The organism is Bacteroides sp. 43_46 (assembly GCF_001915455.1).
Taxonomy (GTDB): Bacteria; Bacteroidota; Bacteroidia; order Bacteroidales; family Bacteroidaceae; genus Bacteroides; species Bacteroides caccae.
In genome coordinates this window covers 1-23380 of record NZ_MNQN01000130.1, presented here as the reverse complement: position 1 = coordinate 23380, position 23380 = coordinate 1, and the positions used below count along the sequence as shown (strand labels likewise).

Genomic DNA, 23380 nt, shown 5'->3' with positions numbered 1-23380 from the left:
GATTCATAATCATGAGGTCCCCGGTTCAATCCCGGGTCCCGCTACTTGATAAGAATAAGGCATTTGAGAGGCTTCCACTCTTGGGTGCCTTTTTCTTTTTCAGCTCCGGTTTGCGCTAGCGTCAAATACAATGTAACATGGTTCTACAAATTTTATCGGGTCAGTTTGAGTAAGAAAATATATAAAGTACTATTTATATCGCTTCTTTACATACAAAGTAATACGTTTATATGCCGAAGCGATGTGTTCATTCACCGTACTTTCACTTATGGATAATAATTCTGCTATCTCTCTGTTTTTTAACTTATCCGACAGTACTAGCCTAAATACTTCTTTACATTTAGGAGGTAATGAATTTATAGCTTCCTGAATAAGCAACTCATATTCATTATCTTCCATAAGACTTTCAGGATCATTACTTTCAGGTATTAACTCCACTTCATATAAAGAAACATACGTTTTATCAGGAGAGTAATTTCGGCGAAGATAATGAAGTGCCTGATTTTTGGTAGATGTATATAAGTATTGCTCAATAGTTTTGATATGCCCTAAAGATTCCCTTTTCTTCCAAACAGTCGTAAATACATCCAGCACAGCCTCCTCAGCCGGTTCCTTTGCTTGTAAATAGTAATAAGCCACATGATACAATCTTTGCGAATATTGTTCAAACAATTGCCGCAAAGCATTTTCATCACCGGTGATGATCTTATTTAGTAAACCTTCCGGATTCATTTCATTTTACATATTTTAGATAGACTTTAGGGTTTAAATATACATTGCTCCCGTATACGCTTGGCAAATGTAGGAATATATAAAAAATAATCAAGTATAAACCCGTAGTTTTTATTTGTTGCTGTCATCTATATATAAAAACAGCACAATGAAAGAAGATTATAACATAAAAGACCCTAAGGTTGATGATTTAATTAATCGTCTTCGCTTCAAACTACCGGAGTATGACACTATTTCGAACTACAAACGACTACAAGAACGGATTAACACTCCGGTAATATCGTTAAGTAAGAATATCTCTCCGGCATGGAAGTGGTTTTCCATTGCTGCCTCTTTTGCTCTTTTGGTTGTTTCAGCCTTTCACTTTATTGACTTAAGCCGTCCGGAATTAGTATGGTATGAAGTCGCAGCAGTTCCGGATGCAAAAACAAAGATTGTACTTCCGGATAGCAGTACTGTATGGCTTAATGCCAATGCCCGCCTTGTTTACCCCCGTTCTTTTGAGGATGTAAACAGGAAAGTCAGTATTTCGGGAGAAGCTTTTTTCCAAGTTCGCAAAGACAAGAATCATCCCTTTATTGTAGATATTGGGAAATTGCAGGTCGAAGTATTGGGAACCTCTTTTAATGTAATGACAGATACATACAATGATGAAATAAGAATATCCTTACTTGAAGGAAAAGTGGCTTTATATGAAAAAGGGCAATCTTCTAAATCTGCCAAAATTCTTATGCCCAACCAAGAAGCTAAATATTCACCGTCAAATGGTGAAATTATGATTTCTCCTATCCGCATGGACAATGTCATGTCATGGATTACAGGGAAATTTAGCTTTGAGGATAACACTTTGGCTGAAATCGGAGAAGAATTAGAGCGGGCATTTCACGTTAAGATACATATTGAAAACGAGGCTATACGCAAAAAGACTTTTAATGCAACGTTTGAAGATAAAGAAACTCTGGACGAAATACTCTCTATTCTCCAGATTTCAGCAAAATATAAAATGGAGAAAAAACGCGGAGAAATCTATATTTATTAATTGTAAAACCCTATAAAATAATACTATGAACAGCTCTTGAACCCTAAAAAACATTTGGGAATGCGCCAACATCCCCAAACGTAATCGTTAACCGGCAGCCCACTACAACTGCCAAGTATCAAATATTTAATATACAAAAATATGAATAATAAATTATTTATTAGCCATAAAAACACCCATTTAAGATTCTATAACTTTATTCTTTCTACCAAGAAAAGTTATTCCGTATTCTTAATAAGTTGCATCTGCTTTTTCTTTTCAACTAATCCGCTGATAGCACAATCTGTCTCGTTGAATTTCAACAACGCGTCATACGAACAGATCTTTAATACGATTGAGCAAAAAACCGGATATAAATTTGTTTATAACACACAAGAAATCAACAAACACAGTTTACGCTCTATCACTATAAAAGACAAAAACATCGAAACTGTATTAAATGAACTCTTTAAAAATACAGATATATCTTATCGTATATCCAATAAACATATCGCTCTGTTCAAACAAGTAACCAGAAAAATAACGGGGACGGTAACTGATCAGACTGGCGAACCTATTATCGGAGCAAATGTTCTTGTGAAAGGAGCCAAAACCGGAGTCATTACAGATTTCGAGGGTAAATTTACGTTGTCGGTAACCGACAATAGCATACTAATCATATCATACTTGGGGTATGTTACTCAAAACGTCTCAGTAAAAGGTCAGACACATTTTAAAATCACATTGAAAGAAGACACACAAAGTCTGGATGAGGTAGTTGTGGTAGGTTATGGCGTTCAAAAGAAACGCGACCTTACCGGAGCCATATCCTCAGTGAAAATGTCTGACACTCCTATAGGTACATTCTCCACAACTGCTCATGCATTAGCAGGTAAAGCAGCCGGTTTACAGGTAACTCAAAGCAGTGCCCAAGTGGGTGGTGGAGCCAAGTTCCGCATTCGTGGTGAAACTTCAATCAATGCCGGAAACGATCCCCTGTTCATCATTGACGGTTTTCCGGTTTCTGCCTCTTCAACACTCGACTCGGAGAAGAATTTTTATAAAACAGGTACAGTTGACAACATATTATCGTCTATCAACCCCAATGACATAGAGTCGATTGAAGTATTGAAAGACGCCAGTGCAACAGCTATCTACGGCTCACGTGCAGGACATGGCGTTATTATCATTACTACTAAAAGAGGTAAAACCGGAAAAGCCAAAGTAACCTATTCCGGCAATCTCTCTGTGCAAACCATTAAGAACAACTATAAAATGTTGAATGGGAAACAATACAGAATACATAGAAATATGTACCTTTATGAAAAATGGTTGAAAGAGACCGGACAAGGCATATATGCCGATTATATAACCGACACTTCTTCGAAAACTTATACTCCCAGATATACAGATGAAGAAATTGCAACCGCCCAAACCACAGACTGGCTGGACGAGGTAACCCGTACCGGAATGCAGCAATCTCACAATGTTTCATTGACAGGCGGTTCTGAGAAAACACAATATGCAGCCTCTCTAAACTATTTTACACAAAAAGGGGTGGTAAAAAACAATGCAATGGACCGGTTCACAATGAAAGTCAATCTGGATCAGGAACTATCAAAATATATCAAAACAGGTTTCTCCCTTCATTTAAGTCGCAACCAATATGACAACTCATCATTGGGAGACAATGATTTTGAAAACGCAGGTATTATTTCGTCAGCTTTGCGCTTCGACCCCAGTGTCCCCGTCCGTGATGAAAATGGCGATTATTCAATCTTCCCGGATATGGCACAATACCCCAATCCGATATCGCTGCTCGAAGTTACTGATAAAACAACAAGCGACAGAGTTCTGGTTAATGGCTATTTACAAGCAGAGCCAATAAAAGGGTTGACTTTAAAAGCTAACCTGGGAGTTGACCGCAGATATGATAAAAACAAAAGCTATGTGCCTAACACTACCGTAGCCGGAGCTGCAAAGGGGGGGATAGCCAACATCCTTCAACGTGATAATATAGATTATCTCATGGAACTGACGGCAAACTATACTAAAGACTTCGGGAATCATAGCCTGACAGCGCTAGTCGGTTATTCTTATCAACAGTTTAATCAAGAAAGCGTATATGCCGGCAACGAAGACTTCTCTACAGATGGGTTTCTTTACAACAATCTGCAGGCCGGAGCCGGAACTAAGCCTTATGTAAACTCCTCAGCCAGGAAAAGTGCTTTAGGCTCATACTTTGCCAGAGCAAACTATTCTTATTTAGGAAAGTATCTGCTGACAGTTACCGTTCGTGCCGATGGTGAATCAAACTTCCACCCGGACTACCGTTGGGGATATTTCCCTTCAGTGTCTGCCGGCTGGAGGTTCAGTGATGAAGAATTCATGAAACCTTTGTCAAGCATTCTTTCTAATGGCAAATTGAGAGCCAGTTACGGACAAACCGGTAATTCAAACATAGGGAACTATATGACCGACTCTTACGGAGTAGTTTCCGGCTGGGTATTCGGCAATGACGGTTATATGGGTACTGCAATAACCAAAAGAGGAAACAAAAAGTTAACTTGGGAAACTACAAGTGAATTCAACATCGGTCTGGATCTGGGTTTCTTTGATAACCGGATTTCACTATCCATGGAATATTACAACCGAATTATTTCTGATTTGTTGGTAAGTAATAAAAGTCTGCCCGCCTATAATGAAATTAATACCATAGCAGCCAACATCGGTAAAACCCAGGGACGCGGGTTTGAGCTAACACTGAGTACCGTAAATATCATGAATAAAGACTGGACATGGAGTACTGATTTTACGTTCTATACTTTTAAAGACAACTGGTATGAACGAGATCCTAATTGGAAGCCAGCCGCATACGAATCAAAAAAAGATCCGATCCGTTCTTACTACTCATATGTATCTGATGGCTTGTTACAAGTAGGTGAAAAAGCACCGGCATGGCAACCCACTTTAGTACCCGGCCAAATTAAACTGAAGAATCTATACGATACGGGAACCTCACCTAATGTATTAGATCAATATGATAAAGTCAATCTTGGATCGCAAGATCCTAAATGCACTTTAGGTCTTAACAATACGCTTAGATACAAAAACCTCGACTTTAATATTTACTTCTATGGCGAAATTGGCCGCTTACGCGGAGCCAGCTATTATGATGCCTGGATAGTAGGTCTTGGAAACAGTCTGACAAATGTATCACAACAATCATTGCACTCATACACCAATGCAAATCAAAATACAACGGTTCCGAACCTCATTGAGAGTGCATACGATTTCGGAGACTATTATCACAAAAAGATTAATTACCTGAGATGTAGAAACATCACCCTCGGATATACGATTCCTGTTTCCAAATCAATAGCTAACAGCGTACGTATCTCTGCAAACGTCAGCAATCCGTTTGTATTTACAAACTGGAACGGCGTTGATCCCGAAACTGACACAGGAAATTTCTCTTATCCAAACGTAACTTCTTTTAGTTTCGGTATAGATATTTCATTCTAATAACTGAAAAAACATGAAAATGAAAAAATTAAAAATATATATCATTGGACTTTTGACTCTCATGTTGTGTGGGATACAAAGTTGTGCGTTAGAATCAGAGGTATTCGATGAGATCACCCCCTCGATATACCCCCAAACAGAACGTGATGTCCGCGACCTGGTTACGGGAAATGCTTATTCTCCATTCCAGAATTACGATTACGGAGGTTTGTATAATGTAGCTAATGGAGTTATGCTTATTTCGGACATGGCTACCGAATATGGTTTCTGCTCATGGGGCGGATGGATTTGGGAACCTCTGGAATTTGCTCGTTGGACCCCCAGTGACGAAGATCGCATTGCTTATCCTTGGACAAACTACCTGAAAGGGATAAGTAAAATGACACTTACCATCGACCGAATAACAAACGTAAACATGAATAAAGACCTTTTGAACCAATATATAGCAGAGTTACGTTGTGCCCGCGGTTTTCTGGCCTTTTTATTATACGACCTGTACGGTCCTATTATTGTAGCCGATCTAGAGACGCTCAAGAATGCAGAAGATGAAATAATCCTTCCACGTTTAAGTGAAGAGGAAACACACAATTTCATCGTCACCGAGCTGACCGAAGCTGCAAAAGTTTTACCATATAGTTACGATAAAAGTAGTTCGGATTACGGAAGATTTACAAAAGGGTTATGCCACATGGTATTACTTAAATTCTATATGCAAACGAAACAGTGGGATAAAGCTATCACCGAAGCTCGTGAATTGCAGAAGCCCGAATATAAATACGCATTGGTGACAGACAAAGGGGCCGAGAGGTCAGCTTATGCCAATATCTTTACATACGCCAATGAAAAGAACTCGGAAACAATCTGGTCTGTAAACTGTCTTACAGGTTATCAGGTTCATTTATGGTATCCCCATGTTATGCCAAGTAACCTCAAGGCATCCGATGCCGGAAGATTTGATGGTGGCTGGGGAGGTTATAAAATGACATGGAAATTCTTTAAAACATACGAAGATGGAGATGAGCGTAAACAAACTATCATCTCCGAGTATGATACATGGGAAGGTACTACCCTTAACGAAACCAACAAGGGAGTGGGAAGTAACTCCTTACAGGACGGTGTCATTCCATTAAAATATAAAATAGAAAGTAATAATGCAGGAAATCAGTGTCAGACAGATTGGATTGTATACCGCTATGCCGATGTGTTGACTCTATTGGCAGAAGCCATTGTCAGAGAAGGAAATACAGTTACAACAGAAGCCATTAATTTACTGAATCAAGTCAGAACACGTGCCGGTTTAACTGCATATACAGCTTCTTCTTTCAGCAGTGCTCGTGATTTCCTTGATAAATTATTGATAGAACGTGCACACGAGTTTTATTTCGAAGGGTGCCGCCGTCAGGATCTTATCCGCGATGGTTCTTATGTAGCAACCATGAAACAAAAATGTACCGATTACGGACAAGTGTCTATTATAAACGAAAACTATCATCGTTTCCCAATACCGGAATCAGCTATTATTGCGGGACAAGGGATTATTAAACAGAATCCGGGATATTAGTCATCACATATTTTTAAATTAAAAGAGGAGGTAGTACATCAACACTACTTCAAAGTGGATATTTTGATGTACACTCCTCAGCTAATCATCTACCATGAAATATATTGTTCTTTTTCAGCATCTCCAGTTGAAGAACATAGGGCTAGTCTTACTATGCTCCTTTATGTTTTCCAACCTGCTATACTCCCAATCGACGAGAGAAGTCATCAACTTCGATCACGGCTGGCTATTCAACAGATACGGTCTACAGCCTGATGGTAAACGAATAGATGAGCCTTTTGGGAATGGCAGTCCGGATTCTCCATCTCCTAAAGAGTTAGCCTTTAATGACAAAGACTGGAGGAAATTGGATGTCCCTCACGACTGGGGCATTGAAGGACCTTTCAGGGAAAATCTGGATGGCTATACAGGTAAGCTACCTTGGCGGGGAATCGGCTGGTATCGTAAACGCTTCAACATCAAAAATATAGATAAAGATAAAATGTTTTTTCTTGATTTTGATGGCGTGATGGCCAATGCAGAGGTATATCTTAACGGAAAGAAGATAGGAGAACGTCCCTATGGCTACATTTCCTTCAGGGTAAATCTTACGCCCTATATTCGCTTTGATTCGGAAAATATCATTGCAGTCAGAGTGGATACGGAGAAACTGGGTTCTCGTTGGTATCCCGGAGCAGGTATTTACCGGCATGTCAGATTGGTCAAAACCAACAAGCTTCATATTCCCCAATGGGGTGTATTTATTTCTACGCCCGAAATCAATAGCCAATATGCCACCGCATCCGTGATGGTTCAGTTGGCTAATGGAAAGAAAAAAACGGCTAGAAGCAGTTACACAATTGAAATATTCAAATTAGATAAAGCAAACATTCCCCGAGAAAGAGTTGCAGTGGGAGCTAAAGAGAATATCAAAATTGCAGCAAACGCCATCGACAGTAGCTTAGTATCTCTGAAAGTGGAGAAACCACAATTATGGGATTTGGAAAATACGAACCTCTATCTAGCCAAGGTATCAGTATATGATAGAAAGACGTTGACAGATGTATACGATGTGCCGTTCGGTTTCCGGACTTTGAAATTCACACATAACAATGGATTCCTGTTAAATGGGAAAAGAGTTCAATTGAAGGGAGTATGTATGCATCATGATTTAGGTGCATTAGGTACAGCAATCAACAAGAGTGCCATAGAACGCCAAATCAACATATTGAAGAGTTTTGGCACTAATGCTATACGTACCTCTCACAACCCACCCGCACCCGAGTTGTTAGAACTTGCTGACAAAATGGGAATACTTATTCTCGATGAAGTATTTGACTGTTGGGCTAGTGGTAAAAACGAAAATGACTACGCTGTTCATTATTCCGAATGGCATAAAAAGGACATTGAAGCACTTGTTTGCAGAGACAGAAATCATCCTTCCGTCATTATGTGGAGTTTGGGAAATGAAGTAGAAGAACAGTATCATCCCGAAAAAGGAGTAGTAGCATATCTCAGGGATATTGTGCGGCTTTACGACTCAACTCGCCCCGTCACTTTCGGTGCCACATATCCCAGTAAAAGTGCTATCAATGGTACAGAACTCCAAGTAGATGTCCATGGCATGAACTATCCTTCGGGGGTTTATGGCGGTCCTGATTTTTATGAAACATTTCTCAACTATCCGGGGCATGAACACTTATCAGGCTTTGCCAGTGAATCCAGTTCAACAATAAGTTCACGCGGAGTTTATTTTCCAAAAGGTTATCAAATTACTTCATATGACTTGAAAGCCCCCAGTTGGGCATCTCTTGCCGATGCCGAATTTGCTGCATTAGACAAATATCCGGCTATTTGTGGTGAATTTGTCTGGACGGGATTTGACTATCTAGGCGAACCGACTCCCTTCAATAGCGATATGAGCGTCTTACTCAACCATGCCGCGCTCAGTGAAGAAGAACTGGCTAAAGCAAAAGAGGAACTAAAGAGAATAGAAAAAGAGCGTCCTTCCTCTCGTAGCAGCTATTTTGGTATTGTCGATCTAGCGGGTTTTCCAAAAGATCGTTATTACTTGTATAAAGCACATTGGATGCCCGACGAGCCTATGGCACATATTCTCCCCCATTGGAATTTTCCGGATAGGATAGGTAAAATAACTCCTGTGTTTGTGTATTCTTCGGGCGATGAAGTTGAACTCTTTCTGAATGGTGAATCTTTGGGTAGGAAAAAGAAAGAACAGTATCAATATAGATTCAAATGGGAGAATGTTATATACACTCCCGGAGAATTAAAGGCCATTGCCTACAAAAATGGCAAACTCTGGGCAACAGAAAGCGTAAGAACCACAGGAGAACCGGCTTTGTTACAAGTCTCCGCCTATAAAGACAAGATAAAAGTAGCTGACAATGAACTGGCTTTTATCACAGTCTCCATCCGTGACAAAACAGGAAGTGTTGTACCAACGGCCAATCATAAGATTAAATGCAAATTAGAAGGTGAAGGTAAGATTGTAGCAACGGATAATGGTGATCCAACTTCACTCATCTCTTTTTCAGCGACAGAGCGCGAAACCTTTAACGGATTCATGTTAGTTGTTATAAAGGCTCATCAAGGAGCAAAAGGAAAACTACGTCTAATTGTGGAATCCGAGAATTTGAAAAGTGCCTCTGTGGATATTAACCTATTATAAATCATTCTTATTTGAACATCATGACAACAAAATTATTAAATATAAAAACAAGACTTTTCAGATCATTGACCAATTTGGGTATGATGATTATTTTATTTTCTTGCAGTTCGTCATCTATCGGAGAAGAACCGATAAACCCTCCTGCTCCTCCTGCTTCATCCGTAGAAAAGAGTGAGTATTATGTTTCCACAACCGGTAATGATGAGAATCCCGGAACACTTACATCACCTTGGCGTACCATTCAAAAAGCTGTCACCACAGTTACCCCGGGATGTGTAGTAAATATTATGGGGGGAACATACTATGAAGAAATAAAAGTAACTGTATCCGGAACTGCTGACAAATACATCGTAATCAAAAACTATAATGACGAGGAAGTTATTATAAGCGGCGACAATAAACCCAGAGAACTAATGAATCTCAATGGCGTGAGTTATATAAAGGTAAAAGGGTTAACCTTCGCCGATTGCTTGGGATCATATTCTGTGGGAATAAAAATATCCACTACATCCGACGAGGCTTCTCATCATATTGAGATAGAATCGAATACAATCAGAAACTTATATGCAAATGCCACCGCAACAGTTTATCCGCCGAATGTATATGCCGGAGGAATAACAGTAGCCGGCTATCTGGACTCAAAAGCCATTCACGACATTATAATAAGAGAAAACACAGTAAAAGACTGTCGGACAGGTTGGACAGAAGCCATTTCAGTAACAGGAAACGTAGATGGTTTTCTGATTACTAAGAACGTAGTGACTAATACAGGAAACATCGGTATAGATGCGTCAGGGCATTGGGGTATTTCGAAAAATCCTGCCACTGATTTCGCCAGAAACGGAGTCATCTCTGAGAATCATGTTTCATACTGCAAAAGCCCTGTTGAGGGAGGTGCAGGTATTTATTTGGATGGAAGTTCAAATATCCTTGTTGAGAAAAACATTTCGCACAACAATGTTTATGGTATTACCGTAGGGTGTGAAAGGGCAAACAATTTTGTAACTAATAATATAATCAGAAATAACATCTGTTATAACAATGAAGGGTTTGGAATCGGACTAATGGGCTGGTCCCCTGAAGGCAGAATCATAAAAAACTGCCAAGTTGTTAATAACACCACCTTTGGAAATGCGAAAGACAGATTGGGAGAAATAGCCATATACAGCACGGAAAATACTACGATTAAAAACAATATATTTTATTCAACTCACGCAAACTCAAATCTATTATATGTAGATGATAGTCACCTCAATCTCGATATGAATTTTAATCATTATTATTCCAGTTCTTCCGATGTTAAGTTTTACTGGAAGGGTAGCATATTTTCAACTTTCGAACAATATAAACAGAACACAGGCTGTGATTTAGCTTCGGCTTTCAGTAATCCTTTATTCATTGATACAGAAGTATTCGATTTTCAGTTACAATCCACATCTCCGTGTATAGATACAGGTGATCCCGCCTATACACCCGCAGAGAATGAACTGGACTTTAATCATAACCCTAGGAAAGTTGGAGCTTGTATTGATAAAGGCGCTTATGAAAAGCAATAATAAAAAAGCGGTTTACTAATATCGAACCTCATACAACAAATCCTCCCCGAAAGTTTTCAATACCAACCTTCGAGGAGGATTTTATTTCATTCTTTTATTCCCATTCTATGGTCGCATTGGGTTTAGGCGACATATCATAGCAAACACGATTCACATTCTTCACTTCTTTCAGAATACGGTCCGTGATTTTCATCAGAACAGGCCAGTCAATCGGTTCAATAGTAGCAGTCATGGCGTCTACTGTATTGACAGCGCGAATGATAACCGGCCAATCGAAAGAACGGGCATTATCACGTACACCAACAGATTTGAAATCGGGCACTACCGTGAAATATTGCCATACTTTTTTATCCAATCCGGCAATCTGGAATTCCTCACGCAGGATAGCGTCGGATTCACGCACGGCTTCCAGACGGTCACGTGTAATAGCACCCAGGCAGCGTACACCCAAACCGGGACCGGGGAAAGGCTGACGGTAAACCATTTCATAAGGTAATCCCAGCTCCAGACCACAGGCACGAACTTCATCCTTGAACAGTTGACGCAAAGGCTCTACAAGTTGGAATTTGAGATCTTCGGGCAACCCACCTACGTTATGATGAGATTTCACCATTTTAGCCGTCTTCGTTCCACTTTCCACAATATCCGGATAAATAGTACCCTGGGCTAAGAAGTCGATACCGTCCAACTTGCGTGCTTCTTCTTCAAATACACGGATAAACTCGCTACCGATAATCTTACGTTTTTGTTCCGGATCTTCCACACCTGCCAGTTTATCCAGAAAACGGTCGGTCACATCAAGATAAATAAGGTTTGCCTTCAACTGGTTGCTGAATACTTCAACGACATCCTCAGACTCCCCTTTACGCATCAAACCATGATTCACATGTACACACACCAGATTATCACCGATTGCTTTCAGAAGCAAAGCAGCAACAACAGAACTATCAACTCCGCCGGACAGAGCCAATAATACCTTCTTATCGCCTACTTGACGTTTGATTAATTCTATCTGATCATTGACGAAATTCGTCATATTCCAGTTAGCTTCAGCTTTGCAAGTATCGAAAACGAAAGCCTTCACAGCATTCTTAATAGCTTCAATATCATCTGTGAATTCAGCTAGCTTCACTTCGCAAGCCGCTTTGTCATGGCCGGCAGCCATAACGGGAATCCCCATTGCATAGATAGCCGGATTTACATCAATAGCCACACCATCAATGACATTGTTCGGGCCGCCATTGATAATAATACCCTTCACGTTAGGTAATGCTTTCAATTCTTCCACTGTGATGTCGTGAGGATAAATCTCACTGTAAACTCCTAATGCACGGATGGCGCGAGCCAATACCGTATTCTCATGACTACCCAAGTCAAGGATAACAATCATGTCCTGTTTCATCTGATTCTGTTTTTTTTATTATGTTATTGTCAATAGTTTCTTTAGTTTCAACTTATCCGCAAATATAAATATTTTAAAAGACAAAAACAAGACACTTTGCTTTATGCCTTCAGCCGTATCACAAACCGGCTTCCTTTGCCTAATTCGCTTTCCACCGTCAGCGTACCGCCATGAGCTTCCACAAAATCTCTCGAAATAGACAGCCCCAGCCCGCTACCTTGCACTTTCGTTCCGGGTACACGGAAATAACGGTCAAAGATACTTTTGTGATAACGAGGATCAATCCCTTTACCAAAATCCTGAACATACAACTCAATGATATTATCTTCTTGCTTGGCACCAATCACTACACGACCGTTTTCTTTGGAATAACGGATAGCATTACTCAATAAGTTAGTCAATACCCAAGCAATCTTTTCACTATCGACAAAGAGTTTACCGATCTTTTCCTCCGGATATTCCACTTCTATCTGAATATTAAACTTATCGGCTTGTACTTGATTGGCCTTGATAGCATACTCTATCAGTTCAATCGGTTTGGTGATCTTGGGCATTAATTGCAGTTTTCCGGCTTCCACCTGAGTCATATTGAGCAATTCTCCGGTGATACCAAGCAAGCGTTCACTATTTTCCTTGATGCTCTTTGAAAGTTGCTCCTGTTCATCATTCAATGCACCGACACGCTTATCCTCCAACAGTTGAAGACTCATCATAATAGCAGCAATCGGAGTTTTCAACTCATGAGAAATAGTAGAGATAAATGTAGTCTTGGCAGAGTCCAGTTCCTTAAATTCCGTAATATTTTTCAGCAAAATGACATCTCCCAGTTTACGAGGTTCATCTTTTTCCGCTTCTGTATTAATGATAGGAACGTAGGACGCTTTGAAATAGCTTTCTTTATTATCAGCATATATTTTCAAAGGTTCCTTTTGTTCGCTTGGTGTCACCAGTTCACGAATCAACCGACGGAGCAGATCATTCTTCAAAGCAAGTTCTTCCGCTGACTTACGAATCACATTTTCACGCTTCAAATTCAGCACATTCAATGCCTCCTCATTAATAAACAGAATCTGCCGGTCCATATTTAAACCGATCACCGGATCATCTATGCTGTTCACAATCGCTTCGATAAATTTCTTGGCGGAAAGAATATCCGAAAGAGTGCTGGCACGATATTCGGTCAACCGTTCCGCCATTCGATTAAAGCTATCGGCAACTTCGCGAAATTCCTCATTCTTATCCATATTCAAGCGCTTTTCGTAATTATGATCGGCTATTTCAAGAATCCCCTCTTTCAGTTCTTTTATCGGTTTACTAATGCTCCGGGGAAGCCAATAAAGCAACACAAGTCCGGTCAGGATACAGATGCTGCCGGTAATGGAAATCCATAGTAACGCACGTTCCAGTCCGGGCATAGCAGCAGGGCTATCCGGTTCCGTTGCCGTTAGAATTTGAAGATTTACAACCGAAAGAGTTACCAGCAGAATAATCATTCCGGCCAACATTCCAATACCAAGAATCAGTTTCGTTTTAATATTCATAACGTTCATACGATTAATATTATGCAAGTATAATCAAATCTACATTAGCTCGTGACAAATTATTCAAAAACTTTCGATATCCCAGTATGGAACAGATAGCATACGGCAATTTCAGGTCAGGGCTACCCATACATACAGTGGATATCTGCTTCTCTTTACAAATCTCCACAATGCTCCCCAGAATATCTCTAGACTGTACCTGAACAACCTCCCCTCCCAACTCTGTCACCAGTTTAAAATGATTCAGCAGATAACGCTGTCTCGCCAGACCAATTCTATCCATGCTCTCTTTCGGTGTCTGAACATACAGGGCGATAAAAGTAGTATTGTACCGGGTTGCCAACTTTGCCGCCTTCCTGATAATTCTCCGCGGTGTTTTCTCGTGACTACTGATACAAGCCATAAACTTTTCATGTCTTAACCCGACAGCCACTCCCATTACAACCTCATTCTCCACCTTCTTCTCCACCCTCAATGCAACTTCCTTCAAAGCCAACTCGCGCAATTGCAGAATATTCTCAGTTCGAAAGAAATTGTCCAATGCTGTCTGAATCTTTTCCGGACGATATATCTTTCCGGCTTTCAAACGGGCAATCAACTCCTCTGCCGTCAAGTCAATATTCACCACTTCATCCGCTTCCTGAAGAACACTGTCGGGTACCCGTTCTTTCACTTCGATACCTGTAATCTCCTGTACTTCTTCGTTCACACTCTCAATGTGTTGAATATTAATTGCCGAAATCACATTGATTCCCTCGTCCAGCAAAGCCATTACATCCTGCCAACGCTTTTCGTTCAGACTGCCCTCCACATTCGTGTGTGCCAACTCGTCCACAATGACAATTTCCGGATGAATACGGATAATTGTATCTAGGTCCATCTCTTCCAGTTCTTTTCCCTTATAGAAAATCTTACGCCGCGAAATGACAGGGAGCCCTTGCAGCATCGCCTCGGTTCCGACACGTCCGTGAGTTTCAACATAGCCGATTTGCACGTCCACTCCATTCTCCAGCAGTTCATGTGCTTCCTGAAGCATACGATAAGACTTTCCCACACCGGCTATCATACCGATATAGATTTTAAACTTACCCCGGTGGGATCTCTTAATCAGATCCAAGAAATGCTGTACACTTTGTTCTCTATCATCCATCTTTATCTGTTTTTTAAAACATTCTAACCCGTGACAATCATCACGATCATCACGGGTTCACACACTAATAATTCATGAGTTAATTTAATTTATGGTTTTAAAGTTACGCCAAATACTAAATGGGCGTCCTCCATACGTGGATTCCATATAGCCTGTACAAATATAGGTAATGAAAATCTCTCATTAAAATTCAGCGCTTTCGTTGCTTTCAAAGCAAAGTTCGTTACTGCAAAACCATTCACATTATACTGCGGAGTTTCATAAGGAACCATGCCACAAGTAGCATTCAAATCAACTCCTTTCACGCTAAACGGATAATTCAACTCCACATACGAAGAATACGCCTGTTTATCTTCGCCTTTATCATTTATCTTTCTGTCGGCACCCGCAAACATTGTATACCACGCAATGGACAAGGGGAATTTTTCAACAGGAAGCGTATAAGCTAATCCCGCTTCAAAATGATGTCCTGTATCTCCACTCTTGAAATGGAAATAGTTACCGGCCCCCTGTCCATCCCACCAAAGAGTCGCAACAGAAAGCGCCGGTCCTGTTTCACCAAACTTATAAGCCGCAGTCAGGTCTATTTCTTTATTACTTTCACTCAAACTAGTTGATCCCCATGCAGTAAGAGAAAAATTGCCCACGCTGAATCCTAAAGTCGGCTGGAAGGAGGCTGCGCCACCCTGATAGATACCACGCCATACATACGAACTTACAAAATCACCTTGTATGGTAAACTCCTGTGCCTTCACACTAGTTGCTCCCAACATACATACGGCTGCCACAGCCATTGTTCTCAAAATACTCTTTTTGCTAAAAAAACTTTTCATACTTTTATTATCTAATCCAGATTCTCACTTACTTACCACTTTTTTCTTCCAACGCTATGTTTAATTTCAACACATTCACTTTTTCTGTCCCCAAAAATCCCAATAACGGTTTTTCTATACTCTCGTCAACTATTGACTTCACCTGTTCCTCCCTCAATCCACGAGCCTGTGCAACTCTTTTCACCTGTACATACGCACATTGGGGAGTGATATTCGGGTCGAGTCCTGAACCACTTGCCGTCACCATTTCCGCCGGTACCTCTTTACGACTCAAATAAGGATGATGAACGAGGAACGTATCGATACGCGCTTTTACTTCGTCCAAGTATTCCTGATTCGTAGGTCCTTTGTTGCTACCGGCTGAACTTGTCGCATCATATCCGTCGCCCGCACAGGAAGGGCGTCCCCAGAAGTAAATATCCTTTGTAAACATCTGACCGACATTCGCCGCTCCCACTACTTTTCCGTTTAGTGTGACTACTTCGGCATTTCCCTTGTTAGGACCTGCAACCTGTGCAAACAGCCACAAGATAAGGATATAGAACACGGAGAAAAAGACACAAAAAGCAAGTGTTATTTTTAAAGACTTCAATAAAGTTTTCATTGCTATTGTTTTTTAATTAAAAGAATAAACCTACTAATAAATCAATCAATTTAATACCGACAAAAGGAACAATCACACCGCCCACACCATAAATCAACAAATTGCGGCGGAGTAAGGCACTTGCGCCAATCGGCTTGTATTGTACGCCACGCAAAGCCAGCGGAATCAAAATCGGAATAATAATCGCGTTGAAGATTACTGCCGAAAGGATAGCGCTTTCAGGACTATGCAGATTCATAATGTTCAGCGCGGCCAATTCGGGAATAGCTACCATAAACAAAGCCGGAACGATAGCGAAATACTTGGCCACGTCATTAGCAATAGAGAAGGTAGTCAATGTGCCACGAGTCATCAGCAGTTGCTTGCCTATTTCCACAATTTCAATCAGCTTTGTCGGGTCGTTGTCCAAATCCACCATATTACCGGCTTCCTTCGCTGCTTGTGTACCGCTATTCATCGCTACCCCTACATTTGCCTGTGCTAACGCAGGAGCATCATTCGTTCCGTCTCCCATCATTGCAACCAATTTCCCGGCCTGCTGCTCCTTCTTGATATATTCCATTTTATCTTCCGGCCTAGCTTCAGCAATAAAATCATCTACTCCAGCTTTTTCAGCAATATATTTTGCTGTCAACGGGTTGTCACCGGTCACCATAACCGTCTTCACACCCATTTTGCGCAAACGTTCGAAACGCTCCTGAATACCCGGTTTGATAATATCCTGCAATTCAATAACGCCTACTACTTTCCGATTGACACATACCACCAACGGTGTACCGCCATTACTTGATATAGTAGAAATTATCTCTTCCACCTCTTTCGGGAATTTATTTCCGGCACTCTCTACCATCTTACGGATAGCATCAAATGCCCCCTTACGGATCTGTGTTCCGTCAGCCAAATCGACACCGGAACATTTTGTCTCAGCAGTAAACTTAATCATGCGTGCCCCAGCCGTATTCAGGTTACGCATACGGATACCCGATTCACGTCCCAACTCCACTATTGACTTTCCTTCCGGAGTTTCATCGGACAGGGAAGACAACAGACAGTTTTCTACAAAACGGTGCAAATCAACGCCCGGTGCCGTGTGGAAGTGAGTGGCCTTACGATTACCGATCGTAATTGTACCAGTCTTGTCCAACAGCAACGTATCAATATCACCGGCAGTCTCTACTGCTTTTCCGGATTTTGTAATCACATTCGCACGAAGTGCACGGTCCATACCGGCAATACCGATTGCCGAGAGAAGCCCGCCGATCGTTGTCGGAATCAGGCAGACAAACAAAGAGATAAGTGAAGCAATGGTGATGACCGTATTACTATAATCGGCAAATGGTTTCAAGGTAACACACACAATGACGAAAACGAGCGTAAAACCTGCCAACAAAATAGTCAACGCTATCTCATTCGGGGTTTTCTGACGTGATGCACCTTCTACAAGCGCAATCATCTTGTCGAGAAAACTTTCTCCCGGCTGAGTAGTCACCATTACTTTTATACGATCGGATAATACTTTCGTTCCTCCCGTAACCGAACTCTTATCTCCGCCAGCCTCACGGATTACCGGAGCAGACTCACCGGTGATCGCACTCTCATCGATAGAAGCCAGTCCTTCAATAATCTCACCATCCGACGGAATCACATCTCCGGCCTCACAAACAAATACATCCCCTTTCTTCAATTGCGAAGAACTTACGGTAATAATTTTATTACCTTCTACTTTTTTTGCCGGTGTTTCTTCACGAGTCTTACGCAAACTGTCGGCTTGTGCCTTACCACGCGCTTCGGCGATAGCTTCGGCAAAATTGGCAAACAGCAATGTTACAAACAGAATGACAAACACAGCGATATTGTAGCCAAACGACCCCTGTGAAGCGTTTACAATAGAGTAGAGCGTCACGAAGAACATCACCGCCGTAGCCACTTCTACTGTAAACATAATCGGATTCTTTATCATCATCCGCGGATTCAGTTTCACGAATGACTGTTTCAAACTTTCTATCACTTGCTCCTTTTGAAACAAAGAAGCTGATTTATTATCTTTCATATCTATTACAAACTTAAATGTTCAGCAATCGTACTCAATGCATGTACCGGGAAGAACGACAAGGCGGCAACAATGAAGATAACGGCAAATGTCATTACCCCAAACGTCAACGTATCGGTTTTTAATGTTCCGGCACTTTCCGGAATAAACTTCTTCTGCGCAAGTAAACCGGCAATGGCAACTTGTCCCACAATAGGAATGAAACGACTAAGAATCAATACAATACCACATGTCCAGTTCCAGAAATAAGTATTATCACCCAAACCCTCGAAACCAGAACCGTTATTGGCAGCCGAAGAAGTGTATTCATAAAGCTGCTCACTCAGACCGTGGAATCCGGGATTATTCAACCAACCGCCTTCACTTTCCACAAATTCAGGATAATGCGCATAAATATAACTGGAGATGGCTGTAAATACCAAAATTACAAACGGATGAAGCAAGGCTACAATCGTAGCGATTTTCATTTCACGGGCTTCCACTTTTTTACCTAAGAACTCCGGTGTACGTCCTACCATCAGACCACTGATAAATACTGCTATAATAATGAATGTATAGTAGTTCATCCATCCCACACCGACACCACCAAACCAAGTATTAATCTGCATATTCAGCATTTCCATCATACCGGACAAAGGCATAGTGGAGTCATGCATACCATTGACAGAACCATTGGAAGTCACCGTAGTCGTAATACTCCAAAGAGCTGTTGCACCAGCTCCCAAACGGACTTCTTTGCCTTCCATTGCACCATTATCCTGCGCAATGCCCAATTCATCGATACGCGGATTCCCCCCCATTTCCTGGCTGACATTAATGCAGACGCCTACCAGATAAGCAAAAAGCATGACTCCGAATATGCTATATCCCAATTTCTTCCTGCGGGTATAAAATCCCAGTGCAAACACCATTGCCATCGGGATAATCAGGATGGACCAGCATTCCGCCATATTGGTAAGATAAGTCGGGTTTTCCAACGGATGAGAGGAGTTTACACCAAAATAACCACCACCATTTGTACCCAATTGTTTAATTGGAACAATCGCAGCCGTAGGACCTTGGGAAACCATCTGCTCCTGACCTTCAAGAGTCGTGACTTTCATCTTGCCGTCAAATCCCATCGGAGTCCCTTGGAGAATCAGGATAAAACCTACAACCAGAGAAAGAGGCAATAAGATACGTGTGCAGCTAACTACAAGGAATTGCCAAAAGTTACCAATTGTTTTTGTTGTTTTTGCAGCAATACTTTTCATGATACCTGCCATAGCAGCCATACCCGTTGCAGCAGTAATAAACTGGAAAAGCATGATGACGAACAATTGTGTAAAATAAGTCAATCCGCTCTCGCCGCTATAATGCTGTAAGTTACAGTTAACCATGAAACTAATACACGTATTGAACGCCTGATCAGGAGTCTGCGGACCGTTACCGTCCGGATTTAAAGGCAGCCAACCTTGTGAAACCAAAAGCACCATTCCCCAGAAAAACCAAAAAGCATTCAATATCAATAATGCTTTCAGGAATTGTTTCCAGTTCATCTCTTCGTCAGGATTGATTCCACAAACTTTATAGATAACTCTTTCGACAGGAGCCATAAAATCAGACCAGGTCTTTTCTCCTTTATAGACCTTGGCAATGTATTTTCCCAATGGATAAGCCAGAATCACCATCAAAGCAATCTGAACAACCACGCCTAAAATTTCTGTATTCATATACTTTTTACCTTAAACTGTGTGTGTTACTTTAAAACTTCTCGGGTTTGACGAGTACATACATCAAATAACCGAAGATCGCAATACCTAATACAAATAATACTGTGTACATAATCAATTCTCCTTCTTTTTTTAAATATTCTCAAACCAGTCTACACATTTCCAGAATAACCAGAAACAGGCGAAGCCGCTTAACAGGCAGAAAATAAATGATAATGTAATTTCCATGTTTTTTCTTTTAAGTGATTATTATTAGTTTTACTTGCCAGTCTTTATGCCAAATGCGTGCCACAAAAGCAAGAAAACATATAACATGCTAATATACAGAAAGTTATAAATATTTCACAGAATATCTATCCTTACAAGAAACCCTTCCATTTTGAAAAAGGCATTCTATTTTGAAAAGGTTAGTACTTTTCGGCAATTTCTGAAAGAGAAAAAACAAAGGATTTTTCAAATTGGAAGGTTATTTCCATTTTGGGAAGGTAGAATATATAAGAAGCTTTTTATAACCTACTGAAAACAAGCGGCTAACCACTCTTATACAATAATTGGTATACGCTTTGCCTATAAACAGATATGAAACTTTATATTATATCAAACAGATTACCTGTCAAAGCAGCCGGTTCAAATGGAACATTCGTCTTTTCACGCAGTGAAGGCGGGCTGGCAACAGGTTTGGATTCTCTCCAAACTTCTTATGAGAAACATTGGATAGGGTGGCCCGGCGTATGTACAGACAACGAAAAAGACCGTCAAGAAATGAATGAGAAGTTACAGGAAATGAATTTTCACCCGGTCTTCTTATCGGAAAAACAGATTCAGAACTATTACGAAGGATATAGCAATAGTACCCTCTGGCCTTTATGCCACTATTTTTACGCCTATACCTTATATAAAAAATGTTTTTGGCACTCCTATCAGCAGGTCAACCAACTTTTCTGCGATGAAATTTGCCGGCTGATACGTCCCGGAGACAAGGTGTGGATACAAGACTATCAACTGATGTTACTTCCCGGTATGTTGCGAAAAATATATCCGGAACTCTGCATTGGCTATTTCCACCATATCCCGTTCCCGTCCTACGAGCTTTTCCGTATCCTGCCGGAACGTGCCGAAATACTGAAAGGCTTACTGGGTGCAGACTTTATCGCCTTTCATACTCATGACTATATGCGCCACTTCGTTAGCACCGTAGAACGTGTCCTTCATCTTGACTTCAATCTGGATGAACTACAAAGCGGTAATCGTGTAGTGAGAGTAGACGCACTACCAATGGGGATTAACTATGAGCTTTACCATAAAGCCTCGGAAAACGAAAAGGTACACCAAGCTATTGACCGCACCCGAAAACTTTTCGGCAAACACAAGTTAGTCCTGTCGGTAGACAGGCTGGATTATAGTAAAGGAATATTGCACCGCCTACATGGCTTCTCCACTTTTCTCGAACGTCATCCCGAATATTATGGCAAAGTGACTCTGGCAATGGTCATTGTCCCCTCACGCGACCATGTAGGCAGTTATGCAGAATTAAAAACAAAAATCGATGAAGAGATAGGTTCCATTAACGGACACTACTCCACAATGGACTGGACCCCTGTCTGCTACTTCTACCATGGCTTCTCGCTGGAAGAACTGACCGCCATGTATTATGTTGCCGACATTGCTTTGATCACCCCGCTACGTGACGGTATGAACCTGGTAGCCAAAGAATATGTAGCCGCCAAATGCGATCACCCGGGTGTGCTTATCCTCAGCGAAATGGCAGGTGCCGCCGTAGAATTAACAGATGCTATCCAAATCAACCCGAACGATACGGAACAGATAGAGCACGCCATCTGCCAGGCACTTGAAATGCCCGAAGAAGATCAAAGGGCACGTTTACAACGAATGCAAGCCATTTTATCCGTACAAACTGTCAATAAATGGGCTACCGACTTCATCAACGGACTGAATACGACGTGTATCCAAAATGATACGCTACGGAAAAAACGTATCGTGCCCACCACTATCGCCCAAATCAAGCTCAAGTACAATCAGGCAAAACAACGCCTGATATTGCTGGATTACGACGGTACACTGACAGCACTCAAGCCACGTCCCGAAGATGCCAAACCTACACCTGAACTTATTTCTATTCTACAACAATTAACCAGTGATCCCGCCAATCATATAGTCATCAATAGCGGGCGGGATCACTTTATTCTGGAAAAGTGGTTTGGCCTCCTTCCCGTATCTATGGCTGCCGAACACGGAGCATTCTATAAAGAAAACGGGGTTTGGCACAAAAAGATTAAGAAGACAGAATGGGGGACAGGACTTCTTTCTATCCTGCAAATGTTTGTAGACAGAACTCCCCGTTCACATCTGGAAATAAAGGAGACAGCATTAGCATGGCATTACCGAGAAAGCGACGCATGGCTCGGCACACTGAGAGCACAGCAACTCGTCAATGCACTGGTTTCGATCTGTACTCGGCAAAAACTGCAAATTCTACAAGGGAACAAAGTGGTTGAAGTCAAATCACCGGATTGCAACAAAGGCTCGGAAGTAGAGCGTTTGCTGGCTAACAGACGTTATGATTTCGTTATGGCAATGGGAGATGACACAACGGACGAAGATATGTTCCAAGCTCTTCCGGCCAAAGCGGTCACCATTAAGATAGGCAACGTATCAAAAGCAGCCAACTACAATCTGCCCGCACAATCTGATGTACTTCCTTTCCTGCAATCCATGCTGAGAAAGCAAAAAAACACCGACACAACGAAAAGCTATGTCAGAAACCGCCTGACTTCCGCTTTCAGCTTTTTCAGAGACTTATTGAAAACTAAATAAAAACAAGCGTTATGAACAATCAGAATTATGGAGTGATAGGTAATTGCCGCACGTCCACCCTCGTTTCACAAACAGAAGCCCTCTCTTTTATTTTTTTCATAGTAATCATCCTGCAAAGTTTATAAACAGATGAAGCCCCTCCGGTATTTCTACTGAAGGGGCTTCATAAAAAACGGCGGCTACCTACTCTCCC

General features: G+C 41.2%; 15 protein-coding genes. 6 read left to right on the top strand and 9 right to left on the bottom strand.

Features of this window, described 5'->3' with window-relative positions:
- Positions 1-189: 189 nt before the first annotated feature.
- A complete protein-coding gene (locus BHV72_RS16250; protein ID WP_022041799.1) occupies positions 190-732 on the bottom strand; it encodes an RNA polymerase sigma-70 factor in 543 nt (180 codons plus the stop codon).
- Positions 733-880: 148 nt separating this feature from the next.
- Here BHV72_RS16250 and BHV72_RS16245 point away from each other — a divergent pair, with 148 nt between their 5' ends.
- The 5 genes from BHV72_RS16245 (at position 881) to BHV72_RS16225 (ending at position 11060) form a co-directional block, all read left to right on the top strand.
- A complete protein-coding gene (locus tag BHV72_RS16245; RefSeq protein ID WP_005678220.1) occupies positions 881-1771 on the top strand; it encodes a FecR family protein in 891 nt (296 codons plus the stop codon).
- Positions 1772-1912: 141 nt separating this feature from the next.
- On the top strand, positions 1913-5275 hold the full coding sequence (locus BHV72_RS16240) for a SusC/RagA family TonB-linked outer membrane protein (protein ID WP_122295953.1): 3363 nt from the start codon (positions 1913-1915) through the stop codon (positions 5273-5275).
- Between the two features lie 19 nt (positions 5276-5294).
- Entirely contained in the window at positions 5295-6836 is a 1542-nt protein-coding gene (locus BHV72_RS16235) for a RagB/SusD family nutrient uptake outer membrane protein (RefSeq protein WP_286856697.1), read from the top strand.
- 94 nt (positions 6837-6930) lie between these two features.
- Entirely contained in the window at positions 6931-9504 is a 2574-nt protein-coding gene (gene galB / locus BHV72_RS16230) for a beta-galactosidase GalB (protein ID WP_286856696.1), read from the top strand.
- An 80-nt stretch (positions 9505-9584) separates the two neighbouring features.
- Positions 9585-11060, top strand: a complete 1476-nt coding sequence (locus BHV72_RS16225) for a right-handed parallel beta-helix repeat-containing protein (RefSeq protein WP_286856694.1) — start codon at positions 9585-9587, stop codon at positions 11058-11060.
- Positions 11061-11154: 94 nt separating this feature from the next.
- Here the strand turns inward: BHV72_RS16225 and guaA are convergent, their stop codons facing one another.
- The 8 genes from guaA to BHV72_RS19585 all read right to left on the bottom strand — a co-directional run bounded on the left by guaA (position 11155) and on the right by BHV72_RS19585 (position 20464).
- Positions 11155-12462, bottom strand: coding sequence for a glutamine-hydrolyzing GMP synthase (guaA, locus tag BHV72_RS16220; protein ID WP_122139478.1), 1308 nt, complete (start codon positions 12460-12462; stop codon positions 11155-11157).
- 101 nt (positions 12463-12563) lie between these two features.
- Positions 12564-14003, bottom strand: a complete 1440-nt coding sequence (locus BHV72_RS16215; RefSeq protein ID WP_055173219.1) for a sensor histidine kinase — start codon at positions 14001-14003, stop codon at positions 12564-12566.
- Between the two features lie 19 nt (positions 14004-14022).
- The gene (locus BHV72_RS16210) at positions 14023-15153 is read right to left on the bottom strand and encodes a sensor protein KdpD (RefSeq protein WP_022041807.1); all 1131 of its coding nucleotides are present in this window, start codon (positions 15151-15153) and stop codon (positions 14023-14025) included.
- A gap of 89 nt (positions 15154-15242) precedes the next feature.
- A complete protein-coding gene (locus BHV72_RS16205) occupies positions 15243-15986 on the bottom strand; it encodes a hypothetical protein (protein WP_022041808.1) in 744 nt (247 codons plus the stop codon).
- A gap of 28 nt (positions 15987-16014) precedes the next feature.
- Positions 16015-16590 (bottom strand): K(+)-transporting ATPase subunit C, encoded by a 576-nt coding sequence (locus tag BHV72_RS16200; RefSeq protein ID WP_022041809.1) that lies wholly within the window; start codon positions 16588-16590, stop codon positions 16015-16017.
- Positions 16591-16606: 16 nt separating this feature from the next.
- Entirely contained in the window at positions 16607-18640 is a 2034-nt protein-coding gene (gene kdpB, locus BHV72_RS16195; protein WP_022041810.1) for a potassium-transporting ATPase subunit KdpB, read from the bottom strand.
- Between the two features lie 5 nt (positions 18641-18645).
- Entirely contained in the window at positions 18646-20352 is a 1707-nt protein-coding gene (gene kdpA, locus BHV72_RS16190; RefSeq protein ID WP_005678208.1) for a potassium-transporting ATPase subunit KdpA, read from the bottom strand.
- Positions 20353-20383: 31 nt separating this feature from the next.
- Entirely contained in the window at positions 20384-20464 is an 81-nt protein-coding gene (locus BHV72_RS19585) for a potassium-transporting ATPase subunit F (RefSeq protein ID WP_081447310.1), read from the bottom strand.
- 467 nt (positions 20465-20931) lie between these two features.
- On the opposite strand from BHV72_RS19585, the gene BHV72_RS16185 reads away from it, so the two are divergent.
- Positions 20932-23187 (top strand): bifunctional alpha,alpha-trehalose-phosphate synthase (UDP-forming)/trehalose-phosphatase, encoded by a 2256-nt coding sequence (locus BHV72_RS16185; RefSeq protein WP_286856687.1) that lies wholly within the window; start codon positions 20932-20934, stop codon positions 23185-23187.
- The last annotated feature ends 193 nt before the right edge of the window (positions 23188-23380 follow it).

Bases quoted from the DNA above. Each gene is read 5' to 3' on its own strand.
- galB (WP_286856696.1), top strand. From the start codon at position 6,931: ATGAAATATATTGTTCTTTTTCAGCATCTCCAGTTGAAGAACATAGGG.
- BHV72_RS16240 (WP_122295953.1), top strand. From the start codon at position 1,913: ATGAATAATAAATTATTTATTAGCCATAAAAACACCCATTTAAGATTC.
- BHV72_RS16250 (WP_022041799.1), bottom strand. From the start codon at position 732: ATGAATCCGGAAGGTTTACTAAATAAGATCATCACCGGTGATGAAAAT.
- BHV72_RS16245 (WP_005678220.1), top strand. From the start codon at position 881: ATGAAAGAAGATTATAACATAAAAGACCCTAAGGTTGATGATTTAATT.
- BHV72_RS16235 (WP_286856697.1), top strand. From the start codon at position 5,295: ATGAAAAAATTAAAAATATATATCATTGGACTTTTGACTCTCATGTTG.
- kdpB (WP_022041810.1), bottom strand. From the start codon at position 18,640: ATGAAAGATAATAAATCAGCTTCTTTGTTTCAAAAGGAGCAAGTGATA.
- guaA (WP_122139478.1), bottom strand. From the start codon at position 12,462: ATGAAACAGGACATGATTGTTATCCTTGACTTGGGTAGTCATGAGAAT.
- BHV72_RS16205 (WP_022041808.1), bottom strand. From the start codon at position 15,986: ATGAAAAGTTTTTTTAGCAAAAAGAGTATTTTGAGAACAATGGCTGTG.
- BHV72_RS16185 (WP_286856687.1), top strand. From the start codon at position 20,932: ATGAAACTTTATATTATATCAAACAGATTACCTGTCAAAGCAGCCGGT.
- BHV72_RS19585 (WP_081447310.1), bottom strand. From the start codon at position 20,464: ATGTACACAGTATTATTTGTATTAGGTATTGCGATCTTCGGTTATTTG.
- kdpA (WP_005678208.1), bottom strand. From the start codon at position 20,352: ATGAATACAGAAATTTTAGGCGTGGTTGTTCAGATTGCTTTGATGGTG.
- BHV72_RS16200 (WP_022041809.1), bottom strand. From the start codon at position 16,590: ATGAAAACTTTATTGAAGTCTTTAAAAATAACACTTGCTTTTTGTGTC.
- BHV72_RS16225 (WP_286856694.1), top strand. From the start codon at position 9,585: ATGATGATTATTTTATTTTCTTGCAGTTCGTCATCTATCGGAGAAGAA.
- BHV72_RS16215 (WP_055173219.1), bottom strand. From the start codon at position 14,003: ATGAATATTAAAACGAAACTGATTCTTGGTATTGGAATGTTGGCCGGA.
- BHV72_RS16210 (WP_022041807.1), bottom strand. From the start codon at position 15,153: ATGGATGATAGAGAACAAAGTGTACAGCATTTCTTGGATCTGATTAAG.